This window comes from Bartonella heixiaziensis (assembly GCF_046245125.2).
GTDB lineage: Bacteria > Pseudomonadota > Alphaproteobacteria > Rhizobiales > Rhizobiaceae > Bartonella > Bartonella heixiaziensis.
This window is the reverse complement of the sequence record NZ_CP176404.1, coordinates 1,735,204-1,761,240: the sequence shown is the minus strand read 5'-3', so window position 1 is coordinate 1,761,240 and position 26,037 is coordinate 1,735,204. Positions and strand designations below refer to the sequence as shown.

Below are 26,037 nucleotides of genomic sequence, written 5' to 3'. Positions count from 1 at the left end.
CATAATCGCTTGTTTTTATGAAAAATCTTGAGAAGTAGAGAGAGTAATTTACGGCAGTCTTTACCAGAGAGGGGAAAGAGAGATCTTCTAGAATAAATACTGTAGTCTGTATGAAGAGGATACTTCTAGAGATGCAATGGACTTGCATTCTTGCTTTTGGTGTGGTGATTACTTCTTGTATCGTTTGGTTGCTCTTTTATTTCGTTTTCTAGTTTATTTTGATTTGAGTTTGGAAAAACAGCATTGTAAATAATACTCCGTAAGCTGTTTGGGATTGCTTTTTTGGGCAGGGAGGTTTATTTGAGGTGCGCATTTATTGCTCGTGATGATGTTTTTTGAAAAGTACCCATCTCATGATTTATTTCGTATTGTTGGTTTTAAAAAAGCTAACAGCAATGTTCCAAACACTCTTCTTTAAATATTCTTCTTTTGAGGTTTAAATGCCTTTTTTGAGAGTTTTTTCTAATTTCATGCGAATGAGTTCATTGCCGGCGATAACATTTTTTTTGCGAAATATATCGTTTCCACCTTCTTTATCGGTCACAAAACCACCGGCTTCACGAACCATCAGTATTCCAGCAGCTAGATCCCAAATCTGGAGATTATCTTCCCAAAATCCATCGGTTCTTCCAGCTGCAACATAAGCCAAATCAAGAGAAGCAGCTCCAAATCGACGAAGTCCAGCAACTTCAGCCATGACATTGCGTAATTCTATAAGATAGGCTCCATGACCTGGGCGCCCCCAATGGGGCATTCCCGTTGCAATAACACAATCTTCTAATCTACGTCGTGCAGAAACGCGGCAACGCCTATCATTAAAGAAAGCACCTCCACCACGTTCAGCGGTAAATAACTCATCAAAAACAGGATTATAGATCACAGCCGCAACAATTTGTCCTTGACTTTCCAAGGCAATGGAAACAGCAAAAAAAGGAATTCCATGAAGAAAATTTGTTGTGCCATCCAAAGGATCGACAATAAAACGATGTTGAGAATCTTCTCCAACAATTTCCTCAGACTCTTCCATCAAGAAACCAAATTTTGGTCGTGCTTTGCTTAATTCATTGAAAATAATTTTTTCCGCTTTGCGATCTGCTTGACTTACGTAATCAGCTGGCCCTTTCAAAGACACTTGCAAATTTTGCACCTCGCCATAATCGCGCACCAGAGAGCGCCCCGCTTTCATTGCGGCTTGCACCATGACATTCATGATTGCAGAATGGGCCATCTTTTATCCCTTTATTTATCTTTTTCATTTGCACGACGCAAATAAATCAACTCGTTGGTGTCGACAATGACACGTTCACCGGCATTAATAAAGGGTGGCACAAGAATACGAATGCCATTTTCAAGAATTGCTGGCTTATAAGAAGATGTGACTGTTTGCCCTTTTATGGCAGGATCTGCTTCAGCAATCCCAACGGTGACCTGATCGGGAAGAGAGATGCCTATCGGTTTTTCTTGATAAAGCTCAACAGTTACTGTCATCCCGTCTTGCAAGAAAGCAGCGCGCTCACCAACAAAATCTTTTTGTAATTCAAGTTGTTCATAAGATTCTGAATCCATAAAGACGAGAGCATCACCTTGTTGATAGAGAAAAGTAAAATCCTTTTGTTCAAGGCGCACGCGTTCAACCGTTTCGGCTGCACGAAATCGTTCATTGAGTTTTGTCCCATCAATCAAATTTTTCATTTCAACCTGATTAAATGCACCACCTTTGCCTGGTTTTACAGCGTTGCATTTTACTGCTACCCATAAGCTTCCTTGATGCTCGATCACATTACCAGGGCGAATTTCATTGCCATTAATTTTCATCGTTCACGTCCAATTTTGTCTTTGCAAAAAAGCTCTCTTGTTATCCTTATAGAGGAGAGCATTTATTGTCTCTGCAGAAAGAAAAGTTTAAAAATAACTTCAACAAGAACCTTTGTGTATGCTCGCTTTTCAGATCTTTGCAAGACCATAAAAACAGCTCAGACGCAAGCCTTTTAAAAATTTGCACAAAGATTTTTTGGGGATTTTAAGAGACTTTTTGGGATTTGGGGGATGATTTATATCGCTGAAGCAAAAATATCATTTCTCTGAAGTGTGTCTTTAAAAAACCGGTAAAAGCTTTATGGCTTCTTTGCGTGCTTCCTCCAATTGTGCGTTATCCATACCTTGGAGCATGACTTCAAGATCAGGCGCTTGCATTTTTGCCTGCTTTGCAAGCATGTACCATGCCGCTGCAGTTATAATATTGCCTTTTGTTCCTATTCCATCGCGGTAAAGTCTTGCAAGAGAGATCTGTGCTGGTGGGATCATATTAATGGCATTGTTCAAAAGCAAACGAAAAGCACGTTGAAAATCTTGCTCTCCCCCACGGCCTTGTACAAGCCATTGCGCCAAAAGGAGTTGTGCCATAGTATGTTGATTTTGAGCAGCAACTTCCATGAGTTTGCGCGCATTCCGATCATCCTTTGGGCGTGTTAAAGTCCCCAAAGAGAGAATTTTTGCCGCAGCGAAAGCAGCTTCAGCATCACCAAGGGCAGAACCTTTTAAGAACCATTTTAATGCCTGTTCTATTGCCTCATTTTCGCGACTTTGTGTAAAGACACCTGCAAGAGCTTTCTTCTCGCGCGCGGCTTTATAAAGAAGCATTTGCCCATAATAAAAATAGGCTTCTTTTACTCTAGCCTTTACAGCTTTTCGAATAAACTGTTCACCAAGTTCTTGGTTTTGTGTAATAAAATTGCCATCAAATAACATCAGACCGTAGCGCAATTGCGCTTGTGGTTCACCCTGTTTTGCCGCACGTCCAAACCACAAAGCAGCGCGCGCGCCATCAATAGGAACAGCACATCCTTCCATATAAATCCGGCCAACTAAAGTTTGTGCGAAGGGGTCATTTTGTTCAGCACGCCTCAGTGCTGCACGAAAAGCTTTCAAATAATAGCCTTGGATGTAATAGTCATAGGCTTGATCATATTGTCCAGCCTGTAAGGGTTGGAAAGGTTTTTGCGTATTTGAAGCATCTTGAATGGTATTCAAAGAGCGTTCAAAGTTTAAGGATTCTTCCGTAATTCCAGAAGAATTGGTAACAGAAATCGCAAACCAAATTACTCCTACGATAAGCAGCTTAGCGCTTCTCTTGATCATAGATGTTTTCTCCTCATCACGGTTTAAGGATTTTCACATTTTTCTTTTATCATATCAAGTATGAGCAAAGAATTATCTTGGGCAAAAATGTTTATCTTCAAGGATAATACATTTATATTCGATTTTTACTGCTACATCAAAGGTTGTAAAAGGTTGCAAAATCTCTTTCCGCTTGAACAAGTGCAGGGATTTCCATAATTTCTGCCCTCATTTTGTTCATTGGAGATTGCGGGAGTGAGTATGTGGGTTTTTATCAACTTTGTTACAATTACAAATTTTAAGGGAGGGTACAAATTTTAAGGAAGGGGTTGTATTATCATGTTTTGCCGTAAAACACCGTTATTGAGGGCGATGATAGAGAGCATAGTAAATTTACCATATTAAGTATTTTTAGAGAGTGTGGTGAATATTCAGGGGAGGGCTTGCCTGTATAATCTTGTGAAATGAACCACATAAAATGGGAAGCTAAAAGAGCCCCGCTCTGAGAAGCCGGATTGTTTACAAACACCAGATCGGGAAGGGATTTCTATCCTTTGAGGTGTGTGAGGTAAGCCAAGAACAGAGTGTGTAGCACTCTAAATCTTTTTAAAAGCAGATATTCCTCTTCGCTTGATATGATCTCATCATGATGATATGGGGGCTCTTGTTTTGTTAAGAGTTCAGGGTAAAAAAAGGAAAGTGGAACACTCAGTATATCGGCAATATCTTTCAAACGCCCCGCACTTACACGATTCAAGCTTTTTTGCTTTTAGTGCTGAGAGCACCTAGACATAGCAAAATCTCCTAGAATTCCGGGATACTCGCAAAGCGGGGTAAATTTATGTATCGAGACTTCGGGTTTTCAAGGACCCTATTGGTCGTTGCGTATACAACCAAAATCACCTTTTAAGTAATAAAGCAAATTCAGGAGATTTACAATAAAAATGAAAAGGTTTTTGTAACGTATCCTTTTTTAATGAAAGGTGGAGAGTCTCTCATTAAATCAAATGGAGTTAGGAAATTCACGGCGGGCTTGTACACCGGTAATAATCTCAATTTGCTTTGCAGTGACTTTGTACAATATCTAAGATAGTTTGGATGCGCTATGACTTCCCATAATCCGAGCATCCTTTCACTTTGGTGGTACAGGTGCGTATGTTTAGCCAATGGTAGTATACAAGCTTCGAAGAGTTTTTTTGTTCATCGCGCGGTGGGTGGTTTCTCATGGATAATGTGCGTTAAAATCTGACGTAAATCATTGCAAGCTGAAGGCAACCAAGCAATTGGGAGCATCAGGACTTCTTTTGTTCGGTTTCAAGCTGGTCTATTAACGGTTCCATTTCAGACATAACTTCATCATGCGGAAGTGCAGGATGTGGATTTGCAAGGCTCATTGCACTTTTGTCACGTAGTCACGTCATATCATTGATTCTCGTTCAATGGTCTCAAACCCTGAAACGAGAGGAGAAATGGCGATATTTATAGTTGTCTTTCTTTTCCATTTTCCTTTATTTTAGGTGTTTAATATAATTATTATGCATCTTGCCTCTATTTTTTTATAAATTTTAAAATATTCTCTTGGCTTAAATGATAAATTATCATATAAGATTGTCTCTAGAGGAAGAGGTTCAATGTTTCCCCGCAGGAACCCCCAATGTAACTTCTTTCTCCATTTTTTTTAATCATTTTAAAAATCAAAAAGATCTCTTTCATTTTAATATTCAAGAAGTTGTTGCAAACCCTTATTGGTTGTTGCTGTATACGACAAAAACACTTGCTAGAATGATATTGTAGGAGGGGGATAAAGTGATTTTAGGGGATTGCTATCAAAATGAAAAAGCTTTTGTAACGTATCATGTTTTAATGAGAGGCAGAGAGCTTCTTATCAAATCAAAAATGACGAGAAAAGCACAGTGGTGCTTTTGCGCATTGATCTTGTTTACTGAAGCAAATTACTGGCATACAGAGTGTGTTCAGAAACTTAAGATGGGCGTTGTTTAAATTTAATTTAATGCATCAAGAATAGCTTTTGAATCTAAAGTGAAACCAGATTCTATTAATCTCTGGATAAGTTTTTTAACTGTTTCACTTACTTCGTTCTTGAAAGGAATGTATAAAATTCCAGTAATATCTGAAGGGATTTCAACGTCTTGTTTTCTTAGAATAGCAACATTTTTACGAGAAAGCGCGGAGATTAACATGCCCATTTCAAGAATAACATTTTGTCGCGCACGAGGTTTTGCTGTTGTTTCACCTTCAGATTTGGCATAACCTATGTCATCGGGAGTGAGCAGTACAATACCAAATTTTGTAGAACGGGTTGGCGTACAGATTTCTTTTTCTAAAGCTTCAATTATAGTTAAACCATTACCGCTCGTATTTTGTAAGATGTAAGGTTCAAGCTTAAGCTTGCGAAGAATAAGTTCAAGGTCCTTTAAGGCAACATGATCATGACCGTGCACGATAAAGATTTTTGGAGAAGAAGATTTTAAGACATTGGAAGAGGTTTGTGGAGAAGAAGTCTGTGATTTTTCTTCTATATGCTTAGCAAAAGCTTCTTTTATCTTCTGTTTTGTGACATCTTTACATAGGAAGAAGATTTGTCCTGTGTCTTGATACAAAGAAATCATTTCTCCTTCAGAGGTATTGATATTATACACTAAATCGCCTGTATCTCTTTTGTAGGTGCTAGCTTTTGTGATTTTAACTCCAGCTTTGCGCATTATGTTTTTAAAATCTTCAAAGGTTCCTCTGTATTCCATTTTTTTATCCGCTTTTTTATGTACTGTCAGTTATCAATAAAATGCTAGTTTTTTCATGCGAGCATTAAGGGCTATTTTTATAGTGATTTGAATTTAAATAGTTTTATGACTTTCATTTCTTTATACTATGCACAAAAAGAAACAGTAACCCTCCATTCAATTGATTGAAATGTGGGGAAATTTGAATGAATTATAGGAAATTTGACTGAGTGATAAGAAAATCTGATTGAATTACAGGTGAACGAAACGCATTTTTATCCTCTTTATCTGTCATTGTATGCTCCACATGGATATTGCTGAGTGTGTGGGTTTTTATTAATGCTTAATGTATGAATGTTTCCTCCGCATCACAAGGGGAATTTTTTACATTTTTCTTGTATCATTTTAAGTATCGTCAAAGGATTGTCATGGGCGAAAATGATTTCTTCGATGGCGATGAATTCACAGGCGGTTTTTAATACGTCATCAAAGGTTGCAAAATCGCTTCCCGCTTGCACAACAGCAGGGATTTCCATAATCTCTGCCCACCACCTTGCTAATTGGAGATTACGGGGGTGAGCGTGCGGTTTTTTATCAGCACTAAGTTTTCCAAAGAACAGGTAATCAACTCCTGCTTCTCCAGCCAGCATGGCACTATGGCGGTTGCGTAAATTTCCGAAACCAATGATTTTTTGTTCCTTTTTCTGATTTTCAAAGTATTCAAGAGCGTTAAAATCACCCTCTATATGCAAGCCATCGGCTTTTATGCGTCCAGCAATGCGGCTGTCACCAGCGATGAGAAGGGCGGCATCATTCTTTTGAATATCCTCTGCGTGGATTTGTGCTTGTTTTTGTAAAAAAGCTTCATCATTCTGAGTGTCATAGAGGATAACGCATGCAAAAGACTTGGCTTGCATCATTTGGCGCAAAATGGTGGGGTCTAAGGTGCGCCGAACATCTAATGTCAAAATCAACTGAGGAAAAGGGTAGGGGTCAATCGGTTCACTCTTTTTTTTTGTCATAAAAAAAATCCCTTCACTCTGAAAAATTCTTGACTCTTAAAAATTAAAGATTCATCTTGATTGGGCGTTCTTTGCTGAGGTAGACGACTACTTTTGTGATTTATGGGGGTCCGTTTATGGGATACCAAGGTGTTTTGAATCATAATACGCATCCTTTTCGTCGTGATACACGCATTGATGTTTTTCGTTCTTTAGCCTTGTTGACGATTTTCATCAACCATATTCCTGGTACCCTCTATGAAACTATAACACATAGAAACTTTGGTTTTTCTGATTCAGCAGAAGTGTTTGTCTTGCTTTCAGGGGTTTCTCTTGGATTGAGTTTTCATACGCGCTTACATCAGGAGTCTTTTACTGTTCTTGTGCGGAAACTTTGGAGCAGAGCTCTTCAGCTTTATGGGGCGCATCTTTTCGCTACTTTTGCAACGTTAAGCCTTTTTTTAGCAGGCTTTTTATTGTGGCGCACAGAAAAGCTTTTATCGATGAACAATGTGGGTCTCTTTGTTGCACAACCATTGGTTGCATTTTGGAGTACTTTAAGCTTAGGACATCAGTTAGGATATAATAATATTCTTCCGCTTTATATTGTTCTGATGCTTTTTGCGCCTTTTGCGCTTTATTGGGGCTGTAAACGGAAAGGGCTGTTACTTTTAGGCTCGTTTATGCTCTATCTCCTGTGCGGATTTTATCAAATTGCTCCGCCTTCTTATCCCCTAGAGGGGAAGTGGTTTTTAAATCCTCTGTCTTGGCAATTCTTATTTGTCATAGGGTTAGTGAGTACTTTATCTCTCAAACAAGGAAAACAAATCGCTTTTAAACCTTTTTGGATTTTTTTTTCAGCCGCGTATCTTTTGCTCTCCTTGTTATGGGTTCGCTTAAATTGGTGGGGCGTTTTGGGGTGGTTTCAATGGTCTTCCCCGTTGATTAATTTTAATAAAACCTTTTTAAGTTTGCCGCGTCTGCTCCATATTGTGGCGTTAGCAACATTGATCCTCTGTTTGCCTCGCTTGCATCAGTGGTTTCATGTCTCACCAAAACACCCTTTAGCAATTTTAGGAAAACATAGTTTACCAGTCTTTGTAACGGGGACTGTTTTTGCCATGTTTGGACAAATTTTAAAAACAGTGATGACAGGAACGGTTTTTTCCGATAGCCTCTTAATTATCAGTGGTCTTGCCATGCAATTGGGGGTGGCTTATTATTATGAAAAACGCCAACTGTTTTTCCGATTGCCTTCAAGGAAACCTATCAGGTTGTAATACTGTTCATTGGCGCGTTAACCCTAGTGTAAGAAGGACATTGCGCAAAAATTTTAAAAGAGGTACTCAATTTCAAAAAAAAGCATTCACCATGAGTAGGAAAAGAAACTTTTTAGTCCTCAATTCGTTGAGTGTCGTAATTTTTGTACTGAGAGTTGGAGTATAAAAGCGTGAGCGCACATAAACGTCCTTATGATGAACCCATTAACATGATTGAGCATAATGCTTTTGAAAATGCTTTTAACCGTCTCTATGAAGAAACGATGACGCTGATTGAAGAAACAGCAACGTATATTGATACCGAAGGCAAATTAGCTGCACGTTCTTTCTCAGCAGAAGTTTCAGCACTTTATGCGAGAGAAGCAATGTATTTAAGTACACGGCTTATGCAAATAGCTTCTCAACTCCTGCTTCTGCGCGCAGAGCGCGAAGGAGAAATGTCACCAGAACAAATACAAAAAGAGATTGCAAAAGTCTCGCTTCATACGCCAACGTTGAAATTAGAAAGTGCACATTGGCAAGAATTTCCAGAAGTTTTCCGCCACTTTGTCGCTCGGTCACTTCGTCTCGAAGCACGTATGCAATATATACGTACCGGTAAAGAAGGCATAGCCTCTCATGTCTTGGAAAATGATAATCCAGTAGGGAAACAAATCCAATTGCTTAAAACCGCTTTTCGGCACTCTTAGAGAGTTTTGCATCTGGAATAATCTTGCATTTTGGGGGGGATTTTGTTCCTCGTTTCTTCCTTCTTTTTTCCGTTTCGTTTTCGTTTTTTGCTGTGAGGGCGAATTTCTCTAGAGGCTCTGTCTTTTCTTTATTTTATTGTTCTGGGCTTTTCTTCTCTTTGCGGAGAGTTTTTCTGTAGCGGTGGGCAAGGAGTATAGACTCTATTTTCATAAAAGAGATGGTTGGTCTTGAGGGGTGGGTATTCACTTCTTTTGAGGCTCATATGCAATATATATGTGCTGGATATGCATGCTTGGAGGGATAGGATACGCGCTGGGAAAGAGGGCGTGTCTTCTCATCATCTTGGGAGATGCTCATTTAGTGGGCAAACAAATTTACCAATGGAAAGACGTATCCAATAGTATTTTTCGTTTCTTCTATTTGCTTGCGTGCATCTATTCAAACAAAGAAAAAGTGTATAGAGTTGGCTTTATGGCAGAGACGATTCGTATTATAGGCATTGATCCCGGATTACGGCGAACAGGGTGGGGTATTATCGATTTCTCTGGCAGTCGTCTTCAATTTGTTGCAGCAGGTACGCTTTCTTCTGATGCACGTTGTGACCTTGCTTCTAGGCTCTGCCAACTTTACGAAGGGCTTTCAGATGTTTTGCATCAATTTATGCCCCATGAAGCTGCCGTGGAACATGTGTTTGTCAATAAGGATGCTGCGGCGACTTTAAAGCTTGGTCAAGCGCGTGCCATTGCTCTCCTTGTTCCAGCGCAAGTTGGTCTTACAATTTCCGAATACGCTCCGAACAAAGTTAAAAAATCGGTTATTGGTGTTGGTCATGGAGATAAGGAACAAATTCACATGATGGTGAAAGTTCTTCTTCCACGTGCTGAATTTGATAGCAGTGATGCAGCTGATGCACTTGCTCTTGCTCTTTGCCATAGTATGCACCGCATTAGCATCTCTCATCGTGCAAGGGTTACGGCATGATTGGGGTTACGGCATGATTGGTAAATTAAAGGGCCTTCTTGAACACATCTTTGATGATCATATCATTGTTGATGTTCATGGTGTGGGCTATGTTGTTTTTGTTTCAAATCGGTTGCGTCCTTCTTTACCAGCTCTTGGTGAGAGTTTAAATCTCTTTATTGAAACCCATGTTCGTGAAGATGCCATCCGTCTTTTTGGTTTTGCAACAAGAGCCGAACAAGAGTGGTTTTGTCTTTTGCAAAATGTGCCTGGTGTCGGTGCAAAGGTTGCTTTGGCAATTTTAGGCACTTTATCGCCTGATGAACTTGCACAAGCGATTGCCTTAAACGATATTGCAATGATTAGCCGTGCTCCAGGTGTTGGCAAAAAAGTTAGTGAAAGAATTGTCGGCGAACTTAAAAGCAAAGCACTCCCCTTTAACGACAATGCGCTCCATCGCACCCCCATCCCTCATCTAGAGGTGACCAATCAACCAACCAATGAAGCACTCTCCGCTTTGATCAAGCTTGGTTTTGAACGTGATCAAGCAGCTCGTGCTCTTGCTTTAGCGATGAACGCTCTTGAAGGGGAAGACGTTTCCTCCGCACTGCTTATACGGCATAGCCTTAAATTGCTTTCTCCTCCCACTTGAGTAAAAGATAACAATGCATAAAGATGAAGATCAACGCCTTTTGGGTGCAGTTCCCCTTCCAAACGATCCAGATCGTTCCTTAAGACCGCAAGTGCTCGATGATTTTATTGGTCAAGAAGCGGCACGGGCAAATTTAAAAATATTTATCGAAGCGGCAAAGGCACGCCAAGAAGCACTCGACCATGTTTTGTTTGTTGGACCACCTGGTTTGGGCAAAACAACGCTTTCACAAATTATGGCCAAAGAATTGGGAGTTAATTTTCGCTCTACTTCAGGTCCGGTTATTGCTAAGGCAGGAGATTTAGCAGCTCTCTTAACCAATTTAGAAGAACGCGATGTGTTGTTTATTGATGAAATTCACCGTTTAAGTCCGGCTATTGAAGAAATTCTTTATCCAGCCATGGAAGATTATCAACTTGATCTTATCATTGGTGAAGGACCGGCGGCACGTTCGGTTAAAATTGATCTTGCCAAATTCACCCTCGTTGCGGCAACGACGCGTTTGGGGCTCTTGACCACACCCTTACGTGATCGCTTTGGCATCCCAATTCGTCTCAATTTTTATACTATAGAGGAATTGGAATTTATTGTTCAGCGCAATGCGCGCCTTTTTTCGGTCCAGATTAGTGATGATGGCGCTCATGAAATTGCACGCCGTGCACGTGGTACCCCACGGATAGCAGGGCGGCTTTTACGGCGGGTTTGTGACTTTGCTTTGGTCAAGCGGGCAAAAAAAATTGATCGCAAAGTTGCTGATGAAGCGCTTTCTCGCCTTGAGGTTGATCATCTTGGTCTTGATCCGCTTGACCGTCGCTATTTGCTCTTGATTGCGGAAACTTTTTTAGGGGGACCGGTGGGTATTGAAACGATTGCTGCTGCTCTTTCAGAACCACGTGATGCCATTGAAGATATTATTGAACCCTTTCTTCTCCAACAAGGTTTTATACAGCGAACCGCTCGTGGTCGAATTTTGACCCAAAAAGCTTGGACTCATTTGGGGCTTTCTGCTCCAGTTTCTATGACTTCAACACAAAAACATGCTCAACTTCAGCTGTCCGATACACAAGACAATTCACCACTTCAGACAACTTTATGGGATGAAGAAGATGGTTGAAGCATCTTCTTTTAAGAGCAACCATGCACACGCTTTTCATGCCGCATAAGCTCTTTCCAGTAAGCGAACCGTTCATGGTCGAATTTTGACCCAAAAAGCTTAAGTCTCTGTAAGATTTTGTGTTCCAATTTCCATCACTTCAACACAAAAACATGTTCAACTTTCAGTATACAAGATAATTCACTCCACCAAACAATTTTATGGGACAGGATAAATGACGGAAAAAAGCCCTTTTAAGAAGAACCATACAAATGCTTTTCATGATTTTCAAGCGCGGGTTTATGTTGCTGATACAGATTTTTCTGGCGTGGTTTATCATGCGCGCTATTTAGAATTTTTTGAACGGGCACGTTCAGAATTTCTAAGGGATACAGGTTTAAATAACAATTCTTTTGCATCAGGGGTTGAGAAAGAAAAATTGTTTTTTGTTGTCCGTCGTATGGAAATCAATTTTTCTCGACCAGCGCAAATCGACAATCTTTTAACAATCAAAACACGGGTTAATCGCATTCAAGGTGCACGCTTTCATATGGAGCAATATATTTTGCGTGAGGCTGTCATGTTGGTAACAGCAAAAGTTGAAATTGCTCTCATTAATGAAACAGGAAAACCGCGACGTTTACCTAAGGAGCTTTCGGCGATTCTTGTTTAAAAGTGTACTTTGCTAAAAAAAACGATATCGTATGGATTCTTTGATTGGAAAGAGACGGAATTTTTTTTCTTAAGTTTATAAACTATAAAACAATCTGTTTTATTAAATTTTAACAAATGAACCTTTCATTTAGAGGAACAAAAATTATGCCACACATAGAATTAACAAATCCAGAAACGATTGGCATGTTGCACTTGTTTCTGCAAGCGGGTTTCCTTGTTAAAGCTGTTATGATTGGTTTATTGCTGGCTTCCATATGGAGCTGGGCAATTATTTTTGATAAAATGTTTACCTATCGGAGAATACGGCGTGAAATAAAACAATTTGAACGCATATTTTGGTCAGGAAAACCTCTCGAAGACCTCTATGCAACGTGTAAAAGTCAGCGTACCAGTTGTATCTCTGCTGTTTTTATAGCCGCGATGGTGGAATGGAAAAAATCTCTTGCAAAAGGAGTTCATACATCGACAAGCTTGCAGAGCAGAATTGATAAGGCTATGGATCTTACTTTAGGACGTGAAAGTGCAAAAATAGAATCAAAATTAAGCTTTCTCGCTACACTGGGATCAGCTGGTCCTTTTATCGGCCTTTTTGGAACGGTTATTGGTATTATGAGTTCGTTTCTTTCCATTTCGGCTTCTCAAAATACCTCTCTTGCGATTGTTGCACCAGGTATTGCAGAGGCGCTTTTAGCTACCGCAATTGGTTTGTTTGCTGCAATTCCAGCGGTTATTGCTTATAACAAATTGGTCAATGAAAGTGCTCAAATTATCGCACAAATAGAAAATTTTGCCGATGAATTTTCGACAATTGTGTCACGGCGTATTGATGAGACACTCACATCTCATTCACCATTATAAGGGAGCTATCTATGGCAATTTCTGTTGCTTCTTCTTCTCGAAAAAACACACGCAGAAGGCGTCGTTCACGCAGTCAATTGATGAGTGAAATCAACGTAACGCCTTTTGTTGATGTTATGCTGGTGTTGTTGATTATTTTCATGGTTTCTGCTCCACTGTTGGTCAACGGTGTTCCTCTTGATTTGCCGCACAGTCAAGCGGGACCTGTGCGAATGGAGAGCACACCCCTTACGGTTTCACTGGATGCGCAAGGGCGTTTAGCTATCAATCAAGATTATTACGATACATCTGAAGCCTTGATTAAAAAACTCAAAGCTCAGTTGGAAAATGATCCTGCACAGAAAAACCAACGTATTTTCGTGCGCGCTGCTAAAACTATTGAATATCAACAAGTGTTACAATTGCTCGCCGACCTTCAAAAAGCAGGGTTTTCACAAGTTGCTTTAGCAAGTCTAGCGCAATAAAATTTATCATAAACTGTCGCATGTTGTCTCACAACAGTTCGCGCGTAAAAGTAAAAAAACGCAAGGCATAATAATGAACAAAGACTCTTATCATAGCATGAAACGAGGCTTAACTTTATCCCTTGCAGCACATGTATTGTTTCTCAGCTGGGGGGCTGTTCACTTGATCAATCCTGTCTCTTTACCACAACAACTGGAAGCAATTCCGATAACCCTTGCTCCTCTGACGCAAGAGCTTTCCTCAAAACAAGGCGCATTGAATGCTCCTGTGGGGGAAATCCCCGCCGTAAAGCCAACCACCAAACCACAAGAAAAAGAAGAAGCCCATCATTTTGGAGAGGGACAGGTAGATAATCTTGCACCCTTCAAACGAGATGAAAAACCACGGCCCGTTGAGACAACTTCTTCACCATCTGGACCTTCACCATCGGGGGAAGAGAATGCGCCTGAAAAACTTGTCTCACAACCTAAAGGACAAGAATTCCTAGAGACAAAAGCAGAGCAAATTCCAGAAAATCCTCAAGAAGTTACTGAGAAGGTTATGCCAGAGGAGATTCCGGAAGTACCGCAACAGAGTGATCAGAAGGTTATGCCGGAGGCATCTTCAGAAAAGCCTCAAGAAGTTGCTGAGAAGGTTGTGCCAGAGGAGATTCCGGAAGCACCACAACAGAGTGATCAGAAGGTTATGCCGGAGGCATATCCACAAGAGTCTCAAGAAGTTGCTGAGAAGGTTGTGCCAGAGGAGATTCTGGAAGCACCACAACAGAGTCTCGAAAAGGTTGTGCCAAAGGTATCTCGAGAGACGCGTAAAAATGAGGAAATACCATCGTTACAAACGGCTTCTGAGATACAAAAAATGCCTGTAGAGCAAGTACAAATACGCCAACAAGCTCCAAAGGTTGTACTACCAGACAGCTCTCCTTTACCACAGTTCAAACCGAAATCTGCTCCAAAAGCCCTAATGCAGAATGAGCAAACTACGAAAAAACGAAATCAACAAATGGCTGAACAGACAATTGAAGAGATTTTGGCAATGGAAGACAAAAATCTGTTCAATCGTGCACGCACACAAGGAGGCGGAGCAAAACGCTCCAGCGAACCAGAAGCTTTAGGGGCAAGAAAAAAGATCAATGATACCACAAAAATGGCACAAACATTGGTCAATACAGTTGGAGGATGTATTCAAAAAAAGCTTAAACTCGTTGCTCTTGGCGGAGATTTAAAAAACCGGCCGGTTGTGCGCTTGCAATTTTCCTTAAATCGTCAAGGAATGGTCGTGGGAGAACCAATCATTGACCCTTTAAGCGGTGCAGAGAGCCAACAAGCTATTATGATAAGACAGGTGTACGCAGCGGTTTTTTCATGCCAACCTTATACAGATCTTCCACGCGATCAATTTGATTTGTGGGGACAGGGTTTTGATTTTAATGTTGATCCTCTTCAAGAGATAACTCAATGAGATATAAATATATTTTAGCCTTCACTGAAAGGATACATTCTATGATGGTTATGACGAGACATAAATTTTTTTCTTGGTTTTTTGTTACCGTAGGATTGTGGCTTTCGAGTCTTTCGTCTTCTCATGCACAATTGAAAGGCACTATTTCCAGCGCTGATTTTAATCCTATTCCCATTGCAATCACCGATTTTGTTTCTGATGATTCAATTGGAGCGAAGATAACGGCCGTGATCACATCGGATCTTGAAAGATCAGGACTTTTTTTACCACTTGATAAGGCCTCTTTTTTTGAACAAATCTCCAGTCCAAGCAGTCAACCTCATTTTTCTCAATGGCAAAAAATAAAAGCGCAAGGCTTGGTCACAGGGCAAGTTTTCAGGGAAACTGATGGACGATTGAGAGTTGATTTTCGTTTATGGGATGTCTTTGGAAATCGCCAACTCAAAGGACGACGTTTTTATACAGCCACAGAACGTTGGCGGCGTGTCGCGCATATGATTGCAGATGAGATCTATAGTGAGATGACAGGGGAAAGCGGTTATTTTGATACACGGATTGTTTTTATAGATGAAACAGGTCCTCAAAATGCACGCATCAAACGCTTAGCGATAATGGATCAAGATGGAGCAAATTTGATTTACATTTCTGACGGCAGTGAATTGGTGCTTACACCGCGTTTTTCTCCAAAACGGCAAGAAATTACCTATATGGCTTACGAATATAATAAAACACCCCATGTTTATCTTCAACAAATTGAAATGGGGCAAAGAGAGTTGATAGGGTCCTTTGACAATATGACCATTGCTCCACGTTTTTCTGCTGATGGGCAAAAAGTGATCATGAGTTTGTTGCAAAATGATGGAAGTGCAAATCTTTACACCATGGATTTACGCACCCGCACAATGACGCGGCTTACAACAACTTCAGCTATTGATACGTCAGCTTCTTATTCACCAGATGGGACACAAATCGTTTTTTCATCGGACCGCAGTGGAAAACCGCAAATCTATACAATGAATGAGGATGGAAGCAATCTCCAGCGTATTTCTTCAAAAGAGGGCAGTTATTCTACACCCATTTGGTCTCCACGTGGGGATTATATCGCTTTTACAAAACAATCGGAGGGACAATTTTCCATCGGCGTTATGCGTCCTGATGGAACAGGAGAACGGATTTTAACCACGGGGTTTCACAATGAAGGACCAACTTGGGCTCCAAATGGTCGTGTGCTGATGTTCTTTCGCAAAAATCCTGGCATGGGACCTAAAATTTACACAATTGACATCACTGGACGCAATGAACGCCTATTACCCACACCCAATGATGCCTCTGATCCAGCATGGTCACCCTTGCTCAATATGAAATAAAAAACATGAAATAAAAAACGAGCCACTCAATAAAAATAAATAATATATAGGTAATTTGGTACCCTAACCATCACCTTATTGACAGCTTAAGAAGAGCGGTTGTCTGCATTTACGATCAGTGTATCTCTATATATTGTAAGTTTTACACCACATTTGTTATCTTCTTTATACAAAGGGTGCAATTTCTTTTGCAAAAACGCCCTTGTTAAAAATTGGGAGAAAGCGTTTTGGGTTTTCAAATTCGAGCCTTTTGTTGAAAATGTTTGAGAGTGCATGAGGAGCTTTACTTTGAAGGTGGAACTTTTGATGTGTACAGAAAATAAGGACAATGCATTGATTTATAAGGATAATTCATCGCTCTTCAACTTGAATAAGAGCCTCGAATACAGGAAGATTTTCTTCCTTGAAAGCTGTTTATCATGAATCAAGAACAACGGTTTGTTTGCTTATCACAAGTGGGATTAGTGTGTGGATAACAACTTTTAAAAAGGGAGCAAATAGACTTCTTATGAACGGTCTTAATGCACAAGCTGTCGCAACATTGGAGCTGGTAGATTATCATGATTGTGCTAGTTTATCTCTTCATAACGGTCATGATGGTGGTGTTTCAGGGATTTTGCATGATATCTTTACGGGCATCGTCGTTGGATGGGTGTGGGAGCGTTGGGAAATATTTCTTGCAAGCGAGTGCGTGAATGAACCGTGCAATCGTGTTGTTCTTCGTGGATTGACTGTTGTTCGTAAGGGGTGTGATCCCTTTGGGGGTGTGCGATAAACAACGGTGCGGCAATGCGCAATCGCCATTCTTTAAAAGACATTGCTATGCATGCTTTTGAAAGCTGTCAAGCCAAATTAAAGGAGAGAATAAAGATGGGCGTTGGTTTTTACCCTTAAGACTTCAGGTTCTTCCAAAATTAGGTTGTCTTTCCATTTCAGAGGTTACGAAAACAGATATACGCAATACTCTCGCTCTCATCTGGCATATAGAAGCTGGAACTGCTCGTCGGGCTTTCATTCGTCTTAATCATTGTCTCAAATATGCTGCTGCGTTAGTCTTGCGTAGACAACGCTTTAAAGCTCCCTCAGAAGGGAGCACGCGCAGGTGATGATTGCGCGCGCAATTATGCAGATAGTTTTGCCAAAATTTCATCACTAACATCAAAGTTGGCATAAACATTTTGCACGTCATCATCTTCTTCTAATGTTGAAATAAGCCGTAACACTGACAAAGCTTTTTCTTCATCTACGGGTGCAAGGGTAGTTGCTTTCCAAACAGTTTTGATTGATTCTGCTTCGCCAAGTTTTGCTTCAAGCATTTTAGAAACTTCACCAATATCTTCAAATGCACAGGTAATGTGGTGTTCCGTTTCTTCTGATTGTACATCTTCGGCACCAGCTTCTATCGCTGCGTCCATGACGCTGTCTGCTGTTCCTGCTTCCTTCTTATAGATGATTTCACCAATCCGATTAAACATAAAGCTGACCGAACCTGTTTCTCCTAGTGCCCCCCCTGATTTGGTGAAGGCGGCGCGTACGTTTGAGGCGGTGCGGTTGCGGTTATCGGTTAAAGCTTCAACAATGACCGCAACGCCTCCTGGACCATAGCCTTCGTAGCGCACTTCATCATAATGTTCGACATCATTACCTGAAGCTTTCTTAATTGCGCGTTCAATATTGTCTTTCGGCATTGATTGTGCCTTAGCATTTTGGACAGCGAGCCTTAAGCGTGGATTCATAGCCGGATCAGGAGCGCCTTGTTTGGCTGCAACGGTGATTTCACGAGCAAGCTTCGAAAATATTTTCGAGCGCATTGCATCTTGACGCCCTTTACGGTGCATAATATTTTTAAATTGTGAATGGCCTGCCATAGTTTCCCTTTCAGTTTGGGGTTTCCCTTTCAGTTAAGGGTCCCTCAATTAGAGGCGGTCACATATCCATTTTGGTGCAACAAATATGCTAAAAATCTGCAAACAAAAGCATTGCATCATAAGGTGAAGTGATCGTATAAATCCTTTAATAAGAAAATTCACCTTAAAGGTAAAGAGACTTTCTTGAGGGGCTTCACAAGACAGGTTCTTGTCGTCAATTAAAAATCACGCTATAACAAGATAATTTCATGGCAAAAGTGGTTTGTTCCATGTCTCGCTTTATCAAAGCGGGTGAACAGAGCCTGACAATAATAGGGAGAAATACTCCAAAGCTCCAGAGTGGGCAATAACCTGCCTTAAAAAGGCGAAGTGAGAGGATGTTAATAAAAATGGCAACGCAACTTTTGATGCCCAAAGCGACAGCTGTTTGGCTGGTTGATAATACAGCACTTTCTTTTGAACAGATTGCAGAATTTTGTAAATTGCATGTCTTGGAAGTAAAAGCTATTGCCGATGGTGAAGCGACTTATGGTATTAAAGGACTCGATCCCATTAGTTCTGGGCAGTTAACACGCAGTGAAATCGCACGGGTGGAGGCAGACAAAAATGCACGCTTGAAAATTTCTGAGTCAAGAGTCCGCATCCCCGAAAAAAAGCGCAAAGGCGCGCGCTATATCCCTCTTTCTCGGCGCCAAGATCGCCCAAATGGTATCTTATGGTTGGTGACCAATCACCCTGAATTAAAAGATGCTCAGATTGCACGGTTGATTGGAACAACAAAAGCAACCATTGAACAAATTCGCCAAAGAACCCATTGGAATAGTGCTAATTTGGTCCCTCTTGATCCTGTTGGTCTTGGCTTGTGTTTGCAAATTGATTTGGATATCGAACTCCAGCGTGCGGCAAAAAATCGCCCTGTCTCTGCTGAGGGAGACAGATCTTTACTCCCCGCATCTGTTACAGAAAATGTTGCCCTCAATGAAGAGGAGGATGAACATGACCTCAACAAGAATTTCGATGCTGATAAAGTTTTTGCTAAACTAAACGCACTTCAGAAAAACCGTCAAGATGATGACAAAAATGATGCTGGATAAATGCGTGATTTCACGTTTGTGCTGAAAGGCGGTGGGGGAAGAAAATTGATGGAGCTAAAAAAATGATGGTAGGTCAAAAAACAGAGAAAATTTTATCTTCATTAGGAATTAACGATTATTCTTGAAGCGCTATCGAAAGAATCTATCTAACCCTTCGGGGTTGATTTTTACAATAAGGAGAATCCGTCTATGCGCTCTATCAAAAATATTATCGTTCATCCTTTGAGCATGGTTCTTTTTTTCTCACTGGCCCTTGTTGGTTGTGGACGGAACCATGTTGGTGGTGTCAACGGTATGAATGGTGCAGGCTTTAATCAGGTGCCGTTAGGCTCAGGGCAGGATTTTACTGTTAACGTTGGGGATCGCGTTTTCTTTAGTCTTGATTCCTCTTCAATTGAGCCTGATGCTGAACGTATTTTAATGCGCCAAGCAGAATGGTTGCTTCGTTATCCTTCCTATTTTATTACGATTGAAGGTCATGCTGATGAGCGTGGGACGCGTGAATATAATCTGGCATTGGGGCAGCGTCGTGCTGTTGCTGTACGTGACTATTTAATGTCTCTTGGTGTATCTGTACAACGGATGCGAACAATTTCTTACGGAAAAGAAAGACCTGTCGCTGTGTGTGACGATATTTCTTGTTGGAACCAAAATCGGCGCGCTGTTACTACAATTAATAACATGAATGGTGGTTAAAAATACAAGTGACAATGAGTTGTGTAAACTTTTGGTTTGTCTAAACGCTTGTATTGGTGTCTTGGGGGAAAAATATGTGGATTTATAAGAAGCAAAATTGGACCGTTGTCTTTTTTATGTCGGTTTTTATAGCGTGTTTTACTTTGTCTGCTCAAAGTGCACCGCGAAGGGCTTCTCAATACCCTCCATATGATGCAGCTCCTGCTGCTACGGATGCAGTTTCTGCTGCTAAGGATGCAGTTCCTGCTGCTAAGGATGCAGCTCCTGCCGCTACGGATGCAGCTCCTGCTGCTACGGATGCAGTTTCTGCTGCTAAGGATGCAGTTCCTGCTGCTAAGGATGCAGCTCCTGCCGCTACGGATGCAACGCCTGCCGCTACGGATGCAACGCCTGCCGCTACGGATGCAACGCCTGCCGCTACGGATGCAGCTCCTGCCGCTACGGATGCAACGCCTGCCGCTACGGATGCAACGCCTGCCGCTACGGATGCAACGCCTGCCGCTACGGATGCAGCTCCTGCCGCTACGGATGCAGCTCCTGCCGCTACGGATGCAGTTCCTGCTTCTACGGGTGTAGTGCCTGCCGCTACGGATGCAACGCCTGCCGCTACGGATGCAGCTCCTGCTGCTACGGATGCAGTTCCTGCTGCTACGGATGCAGTTCCTGCTGCTAAGGATGCAGCTCCTGCTGCTAAGGATGCAACGCCTGCCGCTAAGGATGCAGTTCCTGCTGCTACGGGTTTAGCGCCTGCTGCTACGGGTGTAGCGCCTGCCGCTACGGATGCAGTTCCTGCCGCTACGGATGCAGCTCCTGCTGCTACGGGTGTAGCGCCTGCTGCTACGGGTGTAGCGCCTGCTGCTACGGGTGTAGCGCCTGCTGCTACGGGTGTAATGCCTGCTGCTAAGGATGCAACGCCTGCCGCTAAGGATGCAGTTCCTGCTGCTACGGGTGTAGCGCCTGCCGCTACGGGTGTAATGCCTGCTGCTAAGGATGCAGCTCCTGCTGCTTTGGATGCGGATTTCTCTTTTCAGGGTCTGATCCAAGATCGAGAATTTATTTTGGAAAATCAAGGGTCTCTTTTTAAAAATTATGATTTGGATAAACTCTTGCATAAAATACGAACGGTGCTTGAGCATAACGATTTGGAAAGTGTTCAAAAGCAATTTCATCGGCTTTTTGATAAAGAAAGCTCTGTTGTTTATTCTTGTCCTTCTGATTATGCCACTTTGGATGAAAACTTTAAGAGCGCAAAGGAAGGGATGGAGCAGGAGTATCTTACAGGAGATGGTTACAACAGTGTTGCTGATGGAGAAAACCATGAGAGTAGGGAGAGCCATAATCTTGAAAGCCGTTTTGAAGAAATAAATGATCGTCCGCAAGAAACCAGTGAACACTTGAAGACAGTGCATAACGCTCCAAAGGAAGCAGAGGGGCGTTTGGAGAAAGCACATGAAGAAAGCAATCATGCCAAATTGCAGCATAGTGGGGATGTTTCCCTTCTTTCTGCTAAAACTCCTCTTTTTTCTCCCAAAACATTGTATAAAAAAGGCTATGATTTTATTCTTTCTGGCAATTACGTTGAAGCTGAAAAAGCTTTTTGCGCTTTTCAAAATCGGTATCAAATGGACCCTTTAAGCGATGATGCTTTGTTTTGGTTAGCTGAATCTTTGTTGGGACAAAAACGCTATCATGAAGCAGCACAAGTTTATCTTAATGTATGGTATTTAGACAAAAAAAAGCATTACACTTCTGAGATTTTGTTGAAATTAGCTATTAGTATGGTTGCGCTTGGTTATAATGAAGAGGCTTGTACAGTTTTTGCCAAAAAATCAACGTCCTCTAAAACGCCAAAACTCTCTAAAACGTTGGAGTGTGTGTTTTGTAAGCCTCTTAAAAAGGAGCGGGGTCGTTCGCGGTGCTCGTTAGACTAGCAGGAAATCTCTTTAAAACATCAGATTTTATTGAATGTCGGAAGTTGATCCTTGCGGTTTCAGGGGGAAGTGATTCACTTGCCCTGCTGTTTTTGGTCAAAGACCATTTAAAAACGCTCTCTGTTGCTCCGGAAATGATTGTCGTTACTGTTGATCATCAATTGCGTAGAGAATCGGCGCGGGAAGCTTCAATGGTTGCAGAAATTTGTCGTGCTCATCACATTAAACATACCATTGTACGGTGGGAAGGCAAAAAGCCAAAGACGCATATCGCTTCAAGCGCTCGTGTTGCACGCTATGATCTCCTCTTTAAAGAAGCACAAAAGCAAGGTGCAACGCTTATTATGACAGGGCATACGCTTAATGATCAGGTTGAAACTTATCAGATGCGTTGCCAACGTCTTCAAAAGAATGCCGATATTTTTCGACAAAAATGCTGTGAAGATATGCATGAGAGCATTTGTGCTAGAGACATTGCTATTAGAGATACTGGGCAGGCTTTGCAACAAGGATACTTTGAGGCTGAACTCGATGGGGTTTGTTTTCCAGAAATGGGAGCAAATATTGCTGAAAAAAGCTATGGGCTGGTGTATGAGCGTGGTTTATCTTGTATTCCGCGGGAAGCGTTGTTGCGTCGAACAGTGCGTTTGATTCGTCCGCTTCTTGGTGTCAAGCGTAAAACATTGCGGGCTTATTTGCATTTAAAGGGAAAAACGTGGATTGATGATCCAACAAATGAAGATCTTAATTTTGAACGCGTGCGTGTGCGCCAATCTCTTCATCAAAAAAAGCTTTCCAATATTGCCAAAAAAGTTAATGAAGCCGCACTTCAACGCCGCAAAAAGGCACAAAATATTGCTGATTTGATTTTGGCTCTGGATATCACTGTTGAACATGGACGTTGTTTTATTGCAAAGCCTGCACCATTTTTACAAAAACATCCAGACTTTCCTTTCGTCGTTGGGCTTTTTGCCGTGCTGATGGGAGGAGGGGTGTATTTGCTTCCTTTACAAAAATTAATTACTCTTTTTCAAAAGTTGTGTCTTTGCTCTCTAGAAAAACAACGCTTTACTTATGCTGGATCTGTCATTGAATATACTCAAAGGGGGGAATATACTCAAAGAGGAGAATATAACAGAAGCGGGATTACTTTTTGGCGTGAATCGCGAAATCTGAAAGAGGCGGTTGTTGAACCTGGACAAACTTTTTTATGGGATGGACGTTATCAGATTACAAACTCTGGGACTGAGGCTCTAAAAGTTGAACCAGCGGGGTTGGAACAGCTGAAAGCTCTGTTGAAAAAGAGCAGTTTCGATCTTGAACGCCCCCATTATCCTTCTCTCCAATCGCTGCCTATGATCTCAAATGATAAAGGATATGATATTCCAGAGTTAACGGATTACGCTATTTTACAACAAAATGTTACCGTAAAGCGAATTATGGCTCCCTTCGATTGGCTTTTGTCCCGTGAAGATGCGCCGTTTATTAATGTTATTGAGCCTTTTTTTAATATTGAGGCGAAAAGATAAAGAAAAATCGCTCTAAAAGAGAATAAACATCTTCTCATATCTTGGCAAGGGGCATACAAGGTTATATGTTAAGGGTGGTTATTTAAAATCTGTATTTTATTAAGTGGACTTAACATGAATTCCAATTACCGCTCGCTCCTCATTTGGGGAGTTATTGCCTTGATTTTGATTGTATCGTTTTCTCTTTTTAATGGAGATAGCCAACGTTCTGGAGGGGGAGAGATCTCCTATTCCGAATTCTTGCAGAAAGTCGAGAATAATGAGTTGAAGTCTGTGACCATTCAGGGGCAGAAATTAACAGGAAAAACCGTTGAACATAGAGTTATTTCAACTTATGCACCACGAGATCCAAGCTTAATACAAAAATTGGAAAGCAGAAATGTTAATGTTAAGGCTATTCCTGAAAGCTCTGGCAATAGTATTTTCCTCAATCTTCTCTTTTCCCTGTTGCCTGTTATTATTATCGTTGGGGCGTGGGTCTTCTTTATGCGACAAATGCAAAATGGATCACGTGGGGCTATGGGCTTTGGCAAATCAAAAGCAAAATTGCTCAATGAAGCGCAGGGCCGTGTGACCTTTCAGGATGTTGCTGGCGTTGAAGAAGCAAAGCAGGATCTCCAAGAAATCGTCGAATTTTTACGTGAACCACAAAAATTTCAACGCCTAGGTGGGCGTATTCCACGCGGCGTTTTGCTTGTTGGTCCTCCTGGGACGGGTAAAACCTTGCTTGCACGCTCTGTTGCGGGTGAGGCTAATGTGCCTTTTTTCACCATCTCAGGGTCTGATTTTGTCGAAATGTTTGTCGGGGTTGGTGCTAGCCGCGTGCGTGATATGTTTGAACAGGCGAAAAAAAATGCCCCCTGTATTATCTTTATCGACGAAATTGATGCTGTTGGACGCCATCGTGGTGCCGGATTGGGAGGCGGAAATGATGAACGCGAGCAAACCTTAAACCAGTTGCTGGTCGAAATGGATGGTTTTGAGCCCAATGAAAGTATCATTCTTATTGCTGCAACAAACCGTCCCGATGTGCTCGACCCTGCTTTGTTAAGACCAGGGCGGTTTGATCGCCAAGTTGTTGTGCCAAACCCGGATGTTTCTGGACGTGAGCAAATCTTGAAAGTTCATGTGCGCAATGTGCCTTTAGCTCCTAATGTTGATCTGAAAATTTTGGCAAGAGGAACGCCAGGGTTTTCGGGTGCTGATCTGATGAATCTTGTGAATGAAGCTGCTCTCATGGCTGCTAGCCGCAATAAAAGAGTTGTGACGATGCAAGAGTTTGAAGATGCTAAAGACAAGGTGATGATGGGAGCGGAACGTCGTTCAACTGCCATGACACAAGAAGAAAAAGAGCTCACCGCATATCACGAAGCGGGGCATGCTATTGTAGCTCTCAATGTTCCTGTTGCGGATCCTGTTCATAAAGCAACAATTGTACCAAGGGGAAGAGCTTTGGGGATGGTTATGCAATTGCCTGAGGGGGATCGCTATTCCATGAGCTATCGTTGGATGACTTCTCGTTTGGCTATTATGATGGGTGGACGTGTGGCCGAAGAATTGAAATTCGGAAAAGAAAATATCACATCCGGTGCTGCATCCGATATTGAACAGGCAACAAAATTGGCGCGTGCGATGATTACGCGATGGGGCTTTTCGGATCTTCTCGGTAATGTCGCCTATGGCGATAACCAAGATGAAGTCTTTTTAGGGCATTCTGTTGCACGAACACAAAATGTCTCTGAAGAAACAGCGCGCATGATCGATATGGAAGTGCGTAAGCTCATTGATGATGCTTACACACATGCTACCAGAATTCTGAAAACAAAAAGACAAGAATGGTTTGCTCTTGCGCAAGGTTTGTTGGAATATGAGACTTTAACCGGTGCTGAAATTAACGAGGTTATTGCAGGAAAACCTCCTTCACGAACACAGAAAGATGAAAATGCTTCTGTGCGCACTTCCTCTGTGCCTAAAACGAATGCTGGTAAGAGCGAATCCGGAAAAAAAACGGGAGAGGAAACAAATGCGCGTAAAGTAGAGGAAGGGAAGGAAGGACTAAAAGCTGGAAAAGGAAAAACAAAATCTAGTGATTCCAAATCCAGTGATGTCAGGCTTAAAGAGGCTAAATCTCGTGGGACTGAGAAAAAAACGCAAAGCACAAAAAAATCCGCCGAAGCAGCCAATCGCTCTGGAATCAAAGCAGACGCTGAAAAAGCGTTAAGTGCTGAGGAAGATAAAGCTCAACAACAACCTTCTAAAGACGTTTGAGTGGCTTGTGTCTTTAAGTGCCCGTCTCTTTAAAAGACTCTCAGCCAATTTCATGAGGGAAAACGCAAGCTTGCCTGCGATTTTAAAAAACAACATTTGAAAGAGGATGTGAGAACAGCTCGTGCATTGTTTTGAGGTTCTGGGTTTTAAGAGCAACGGTGCGATGCTTGGGAACGAGTGTTAAAAGCGCATCTTTTACAGGAACCGATGAGGTTGTCTTTGGGTTGTGCTAAGAGATGATGCTCGTGTGGTTAAACGCTTCAAAGCAGAGGATTGCACAGTGTTTCTTTGGGG

General features: G+C 41.6%; 23 protein-coding genes and 1 pseudogene. 16 read left to right on the top strand and 8 right to left on the bottom strand.

The genetic code is table 11. The annotated features are described in order from the left end of the window. Positions 1 to 436: 436 nt before the first annotated feature. From ACKC4Y_RS07725 to ACKC4Y_RS07695, 7 genes and pseudogenes are all read right to left on the bottom strand, one after another. Positions 437 to 1,228 (bottom strand): inositol monophosphatase family protein, encoded by a 792-nt coding sequence (locus ACKC4Y_RS07725; protein ID WP_409361161.1) that lies wholly within the window; start codon positions 1,226 to 1,228, stop codon positions 437 to 439. Positions 1,229 to 1,239: 11 nt separating this feature from the next. Continuing rightward, the gene (gene efp, locus ACKC4Y_RS07720; RefSeq protein WP_409361160.1) at positions 1,240 to 1,815 is read right to left on the bottom strand and encodes an elongation factor P; all 576 of its coding nucleotides are present in this window, start codon (positions 1,813 to 1,815) and stop codon (positions 1,240 to 1,242) included. A 279-nt stretch (positions 1,816 to 2,094) separates the two neighbouring features. Then, positions 2,095 to 3,138: a tetratricopeptide repeat protein gene (locus ACKC4Y_RS07715; protein ID WP_409361159.1), complete on the bottom strand. Its 1,044-nt coding sequence runs from the start codon at positions 3,136 to 3,138 to the stop codon at positions 2,095 to 2,097. Positions 3,139 to 3,664: 526 nt separating this feature from the next. After that, a pseudogene (locus tag ACKC4Y_RS07710) lies at positions 3,665 to 3,883 on the bottom strand (helix-turn-helix domain-containing protein); the annotation flags it as partial. A 526-nt stretch (positions 3,884 to 4,409) separates the two neighbouring features. Then, the gene (locus ACKC4Y_RS07705) at positions 4,410 to 4,511 is read right to left on the bottom strand and encodes an antitoxin PaaA2 family protein (protein ID WP_409361158.1); all 102 of its coding nucleotides are present in this window, start codon (positions 4,509 to 4,511) and stop codon (positions 4,410 to 4,412) included. 609 nt (positions 4,512 to 5,120) lie between these two features. Further along, a complete protein-coding gene (locus ACKC4Y_RS07700) occupies positions 5,121 to 5,879 on the bottom strand; it encodes a TIR domain-containing protein (protein ID WP_409361157.1) in 759 nt (252 codons plus the stop codon). Positions 5,880 to 6,226: 347 nt separating this feature from the next. Then, entirely contained in the window at positions 6,227 to 6,880 is a 654-nt protein-coding gene (locus tag ACKC4Y_RS07695; RefSeq protein ID WP_409361156.1) for a thiamine phosphate synthase, read from the bottom strand. A gap of 116 nt (positions 6,881 to 6,996) precedes the next feature. Between ACKC4Y_RS07695 and ACKC4Y_RS07690 the strand changes: the two genes are divergently transcribed. The 11 genes from ACKC4Y_RS07690 to ACKC4Y_RS07640 all read left to right on the top strand — a co-directional run bounded on the left by ACKC4Y_RS07690 (position 6,997) and on the right by ACKC4Y_RS07640 (position 17,132). Next, on the top strand, positions 6,997 to 8,139 hold the full coding sequence (locus tag ACKC4Y_RS07690) for an OpgC family protein (protein ID WP_409361155.1): 1,143 nt from the start codon (positions 6,997 to 6,999) through the stop codon (positions 8,137 to 8,139). A 170-nt stretch (positions 8,140 to 8,309) separates the two neighbouring features. Beyond that, positions 8,310 to 8,828 carry a DUF1465 family protein gene (locus ACKC4Y_RS07685; protein ID WP_409361154.1) on the top strand — a complete coding sequence of 173 codons (519 nt, stop codon included), beginning with the start codon at positions 8,310 to 8,312 and terminating at the stop codon, positions 8,826 to 8,828. A gap of 472 nt (positions 8,829 to 9,300) precedes the next feature. Continuing rightward, positions 9,301 to 9,810 carry a crossover junction endodeoxyribonuclease RuvC gene (gene ruvC / locus ACKC4Y_RS07680; protein ID WP_409361153.1) on the top strand — a complete coding sequence of 170 codons (510 nt, stop codon included), beginning with the start codon at positions 9,301 to 9,303 and terminating at the stop codon, positions 9,808 to 9,810. Between the two features lie 13 nt (positions 9,811 to 9,823). After that, positions 9,824 to 10,441, top strand: a complete 618-nt coding sequence (gene ruvA / locus ACKC4Y_RS07675; protein WP_409361152.1) for a Holliday junction branch migration protein RuvA — start codon at positions 9,824 to 9,826, stop codon at positions 10,439 to 10,441. A gap of 13 nt (positions 10,442 to 10,454) precedes the next feature. Then, a complete protein-coding gene (gene ruvB / locus ACKC4Y_RS07670; RefSeq protein ID WP_409361151.1) occupies positions 10,455 to 11,555 on the top strand; it encodes a Holliday junction branch migration DNA helicase RuvB in 1,101 nt (366 codons plus the stop codon). Positions 11,556 to 11,769: 214 nt separating this feature from the next. Then, entirely contained in the window at positions 11,770 to 12,207 is a 438-nt protein-coding gene (gene ybgC, locus ACKC4Y_RS07665; protein ID WP_409361150.1) for a tol-pal system-associated acyl-CoA thioesterase, read from the top strand. Positions 12,208 to 12,353: 146 nt separating this feature from the next. Beyond that, positions 12,354 to 13,067, top strand: coding sequence for a protein TolQ (gene tolQ, locus ACKC4Y_RS07660; protein WP_409361149.1), 714 nt, complete (start codon positions 12,354 to 12,356; stop codon positions 13,065 to 13,067). Positions 13,068 to 13,078: 11 nt separating this feature from the next. After that, positions 13,079 to 13,531, top strand: coding sequence for a protein TolR (tolR, locus tag ACKC4Y_RS07655; RefSeq protein ID WP_409361148.1), 453 nt, complete (start codon positions 13,079 to 13,081; stop codon positions 13,529 to 13,531). A 73-nt stretch (positions 13,532 to 13,604) separates the two neighbouring features. After that, on the top strand, positions 13,605 to 14,990 hold the full coding sequence (locus ACKC4Y_RS07650; protein WP_409361147.1) for a hypothetical protein: 1,386 nt from the start codon (positions 13,605 to 13,607) through the stop codon (positions 14,988 to 14,990). A 44-nt stretch (positions 14,991 to 15,034) separates the two neighbouring features. Further along, positions 15,035 to 16,357 carry a Tol-Pal system beta propeller repeat protein TolB gene (gene tolB, locus ACKC4Y_RS07645; RefSeq protein ID WP_409362170.1) on the top strand — a complete coding sequence of 441 codons (1,323 nt, stop codon included), beginning with the start codon at positions 15,035 to 15,037 and terminating at the stop codon, positions 16,355 to 16,357. 508 nt (positions 16,358 to 16,865) lie between these two features. Continuing rightward, positions 16,866 to 17,132, top strand: coding sequence for a hypothetical protein (locus tag ACKC4Y_RS07640; protein ID WP_409361146.1), 267 nt, complete (start codon positions 16,866 to 16,868; stop codon positions 17,130 to 17,132). Between the two features lie 346 nt (positions 17,133 to 17,478). Here ACKC4Y_RS07640 and ACKC4Y_RS07635 read toward each other — a convergent pair whose 3' ends face one another. Then, complete coding sequence (locus ACKC4Y_RS07635; protein ID WP_409361145.1) at positions 17,479 to 18,225, bottom strand: YebC/PmpR family DNA-binding transcriptional regulator; 747 nt, start codon at positions 18,223 to 18,225, stop codon at positions 17,479 to 17,481. Positions 18,226 to 18,614: 389 nt separating this feature from the next. Here ACKC4Y_RS07635 and ACKC4Y_RS07630 point away from each other — a divergent pair, with 389 nt between their 5' ends. From ACKC4Y_RS07630 to ftsH, 5 genes are all read left to right on the top strand, one after another. Further along, positions 18,615 to 19,319, top strand: a complete 705-nt coding sequence (locus ACKC4Y_RS07630) for a DUF1013 domain-containing protein (RefSeq protein ID WP_409361144.1) — start codon at positions 18,615 to 18,617, stop codon at positions 19,317 to 19,319. 189 nt (positions 19,320 to 19,508) lie between these two features. Continuing rightward, positions 19,509 to 20,015 carry a peptidoglycan-associated lipoprotein Pal gene (gene pal / locus ACKC4Y_RS07625; RefSeq protein WP_409361143.1) on the top strand — a complete coding sequence of 169 codons (507 nt, stop codon included), beginning with the start codon at positions 19,509 to 19,511 and terminating at the stop codon, positions 20,013 to 20,015. 74 nt (positions 20,016 to 20,089) lie between these two features. Beyond that, the gene (locus ACKC4Y_RS07620) at positions 20,090 to 21,946 is read left to right on the top strand and encodes a tol-pal system protein (protein WP_409361142.1); all 1,857 of its coding nucleotides are present in this window, start codon (positions 20,090 to 20,092) and stop codon (positions 21,944 to 21,946) included. Further along, positions 21,931 to 23,475, top strand: a complete 1,545-nt coding sequence (gene tilS, locus ACKC4Y_RS07615) for a tRNA lysidine(34) synthetase TilS (protein WP_409361141.1) — start codon at positions 21,931 to 21,933, stop codon at positions 23,473 to 23,475. The genes ACKC4Y_RS07620 and tilS overlap by 16 nt, the downstream gene beginning before the upstream one ends. A 114-nt stretch (positions 23,476 to 23,589) precedes the next feature. Then, on the top strand, positions 23,590 to 25,743 hold the full coding sequence (ftsH, locus tag ACKC4Y_RS07610) for an ATP-dependent zinc metalloprotease FtsH (RefSeq protein ID WP_409361140.1): 2,154 nt from the start codon (positions 23,590 to 23,592) through the stop codon (positions 25,741 to 25,743). Positions 25,744 to 26,037 lie beyond the last annotated feature (294 nt).

Excerpts from the sequence above, each read along its gene's own strand:
- tolR (WP_409361148.1), top strand. The coding sequence starts at position 13,079 with ATGGCAATTTCTGTTGCTTCTTCTTCTCGAAAAAACACACGCAGAAGG.
- ACKC4Y_RS07695 (WP_409361156.1), bottom strand. The coding sequence starts at position 6,880 with ATGACAAAAAAAAAGAGTGAACCGATTGACCCCTACCCTTTTCCTCAG.
- pal (WP_409361143.1), top strand. The coding sequence starts at position 19,509 with ATGCGCTCTATCAAAAATATTATCGTTCATCCTTTGAGCATGGTTCTT.
- ACKC4Y_RS07640 (WP_409361146.1), top strand. The coding sequence starts at position 16,866 with ATGAACGGTCTTAATGCACAAGCTGTCGCAACATTGGAGCTGGTAGAT.
- ACKC4Y_RS07650 (WP_409361147.1), top strand. The coding sequence starts at position 13,605 with ATGAACAAAGACTCTTATCATAGCATGAAACGAGGCTTAACTTTATCC.
- ftsH (WP_409361140.1), top strand. The coding sequence starts at position 23,590 with ATGAATTCCAATTACCGCTCGCTCCTCATTTGGGGAGTTATTGCCTTG.
- ACKC4Y_RS07715 (WP_409361159.1), bottom strand. The coding sequence starts at position 3,138 with ATGATCAAGAGAAGCGCTAAGCTGCTTATCGTAGGAGTAATTTGGTTT.
- ruvA (WP_409361152.1), top strand. The coding sequence starts at position 9,824 with ATGATTGGTAAATTAAAGGGCCTTCTTGAACACATCTTTGATGATCAT.
- ACKC4Y_RS07725 (WP_409361161.1), bottom strand. The coding sequence starts at position 1,228 with ATGGCCCATTCTGCAATCATGAATGTCATGGTGCAAGCCGCAATGAAA.
- tolB (WP_409362170.1), top strand. The coding sequence starts at position 15,035 with ATGGTTATGACGAGACATAAATTTTTTTCTTGGTTTTTTGTTACCGTA.
- ACKC4Y_RS07700 (WP_409361157.1), bottom strand. The coding sequence starts at position 5,879 with ATGGAATACAGAGGAACCTTTGAAGATTTTAAAAACATAATGCGCAAA.
- efp (WP_409361160.1), bottom strand. The coding sequence starts at position 1,815 with ATGAAAATTAATGGCAATGAAATTCGCCCTGGTAATGTGATCGAGCAT.
- ybgC (WP_409361150.1), top strand. The coding sequence starts at position 11,770 with ATGACGGAAAAAAGCCCTTTTAAGAAGAACCATACAAATGCTTTTCAT.
- ACKC4Y_RS07690 (WP_409361155.1), top strand. The coding sequence starts at position 6,997 with ATGGGATACCAAGGTGTTTTGAATCATAATACGCATCCTTTTCGTCGT.
- ACKC4Y_RS07635 (WP_409361145.1), bottom strand. The coding sequence starts at position 18,225 with ATGGCAGGCCATTCACAATTTAAAAATATTATGCACCGTAAAGGGCGT.
- ruvB (WP_409361151.1), top strand. The coding sequence starts at position 10,455 with ATGCATAAAGATGAAGATCAACGCCTTTTGGGTGCAGTTCCCCTTCCA.
- ACKC4Y_RS07630 (WP_409361144.1), top strand. The coding sequence starts at position 18,615 with ATGGCAACGCAACTTTTGATGCCCAAAGCGACAGCTGTTTGGCTGGTT.
- ruvC (WP_409361153.1), top strand. The coding sequence starts at position 9,301 with ATGGCAGAGACGATTCGTATTATAGGCATTGATCCCGGATTACGGCGA.
- ACKC4Y_RS07620 (WP_409361142.1), top strand. The coding sequence starts at position 20,090 with ATGTGGATTTATAAGAAGCAAAATTGGACCGTTGTCTTTTTTATGTCG.
- tolQ (WP_409361149.1), top strand. The coding sequence starts at position 12,354 with ATGCCACACATAGAATTAACAAATCCAGAAACGATTGGCATGTTGCAC.
- ACKC4Y_RS07705 (WP_409361158.1), bottom strand. The coding sequence starts at position 4,511 with ATGAGCCTTGCAAATCCACATCCTGCACTTCCGCATGATGAAGTTATG.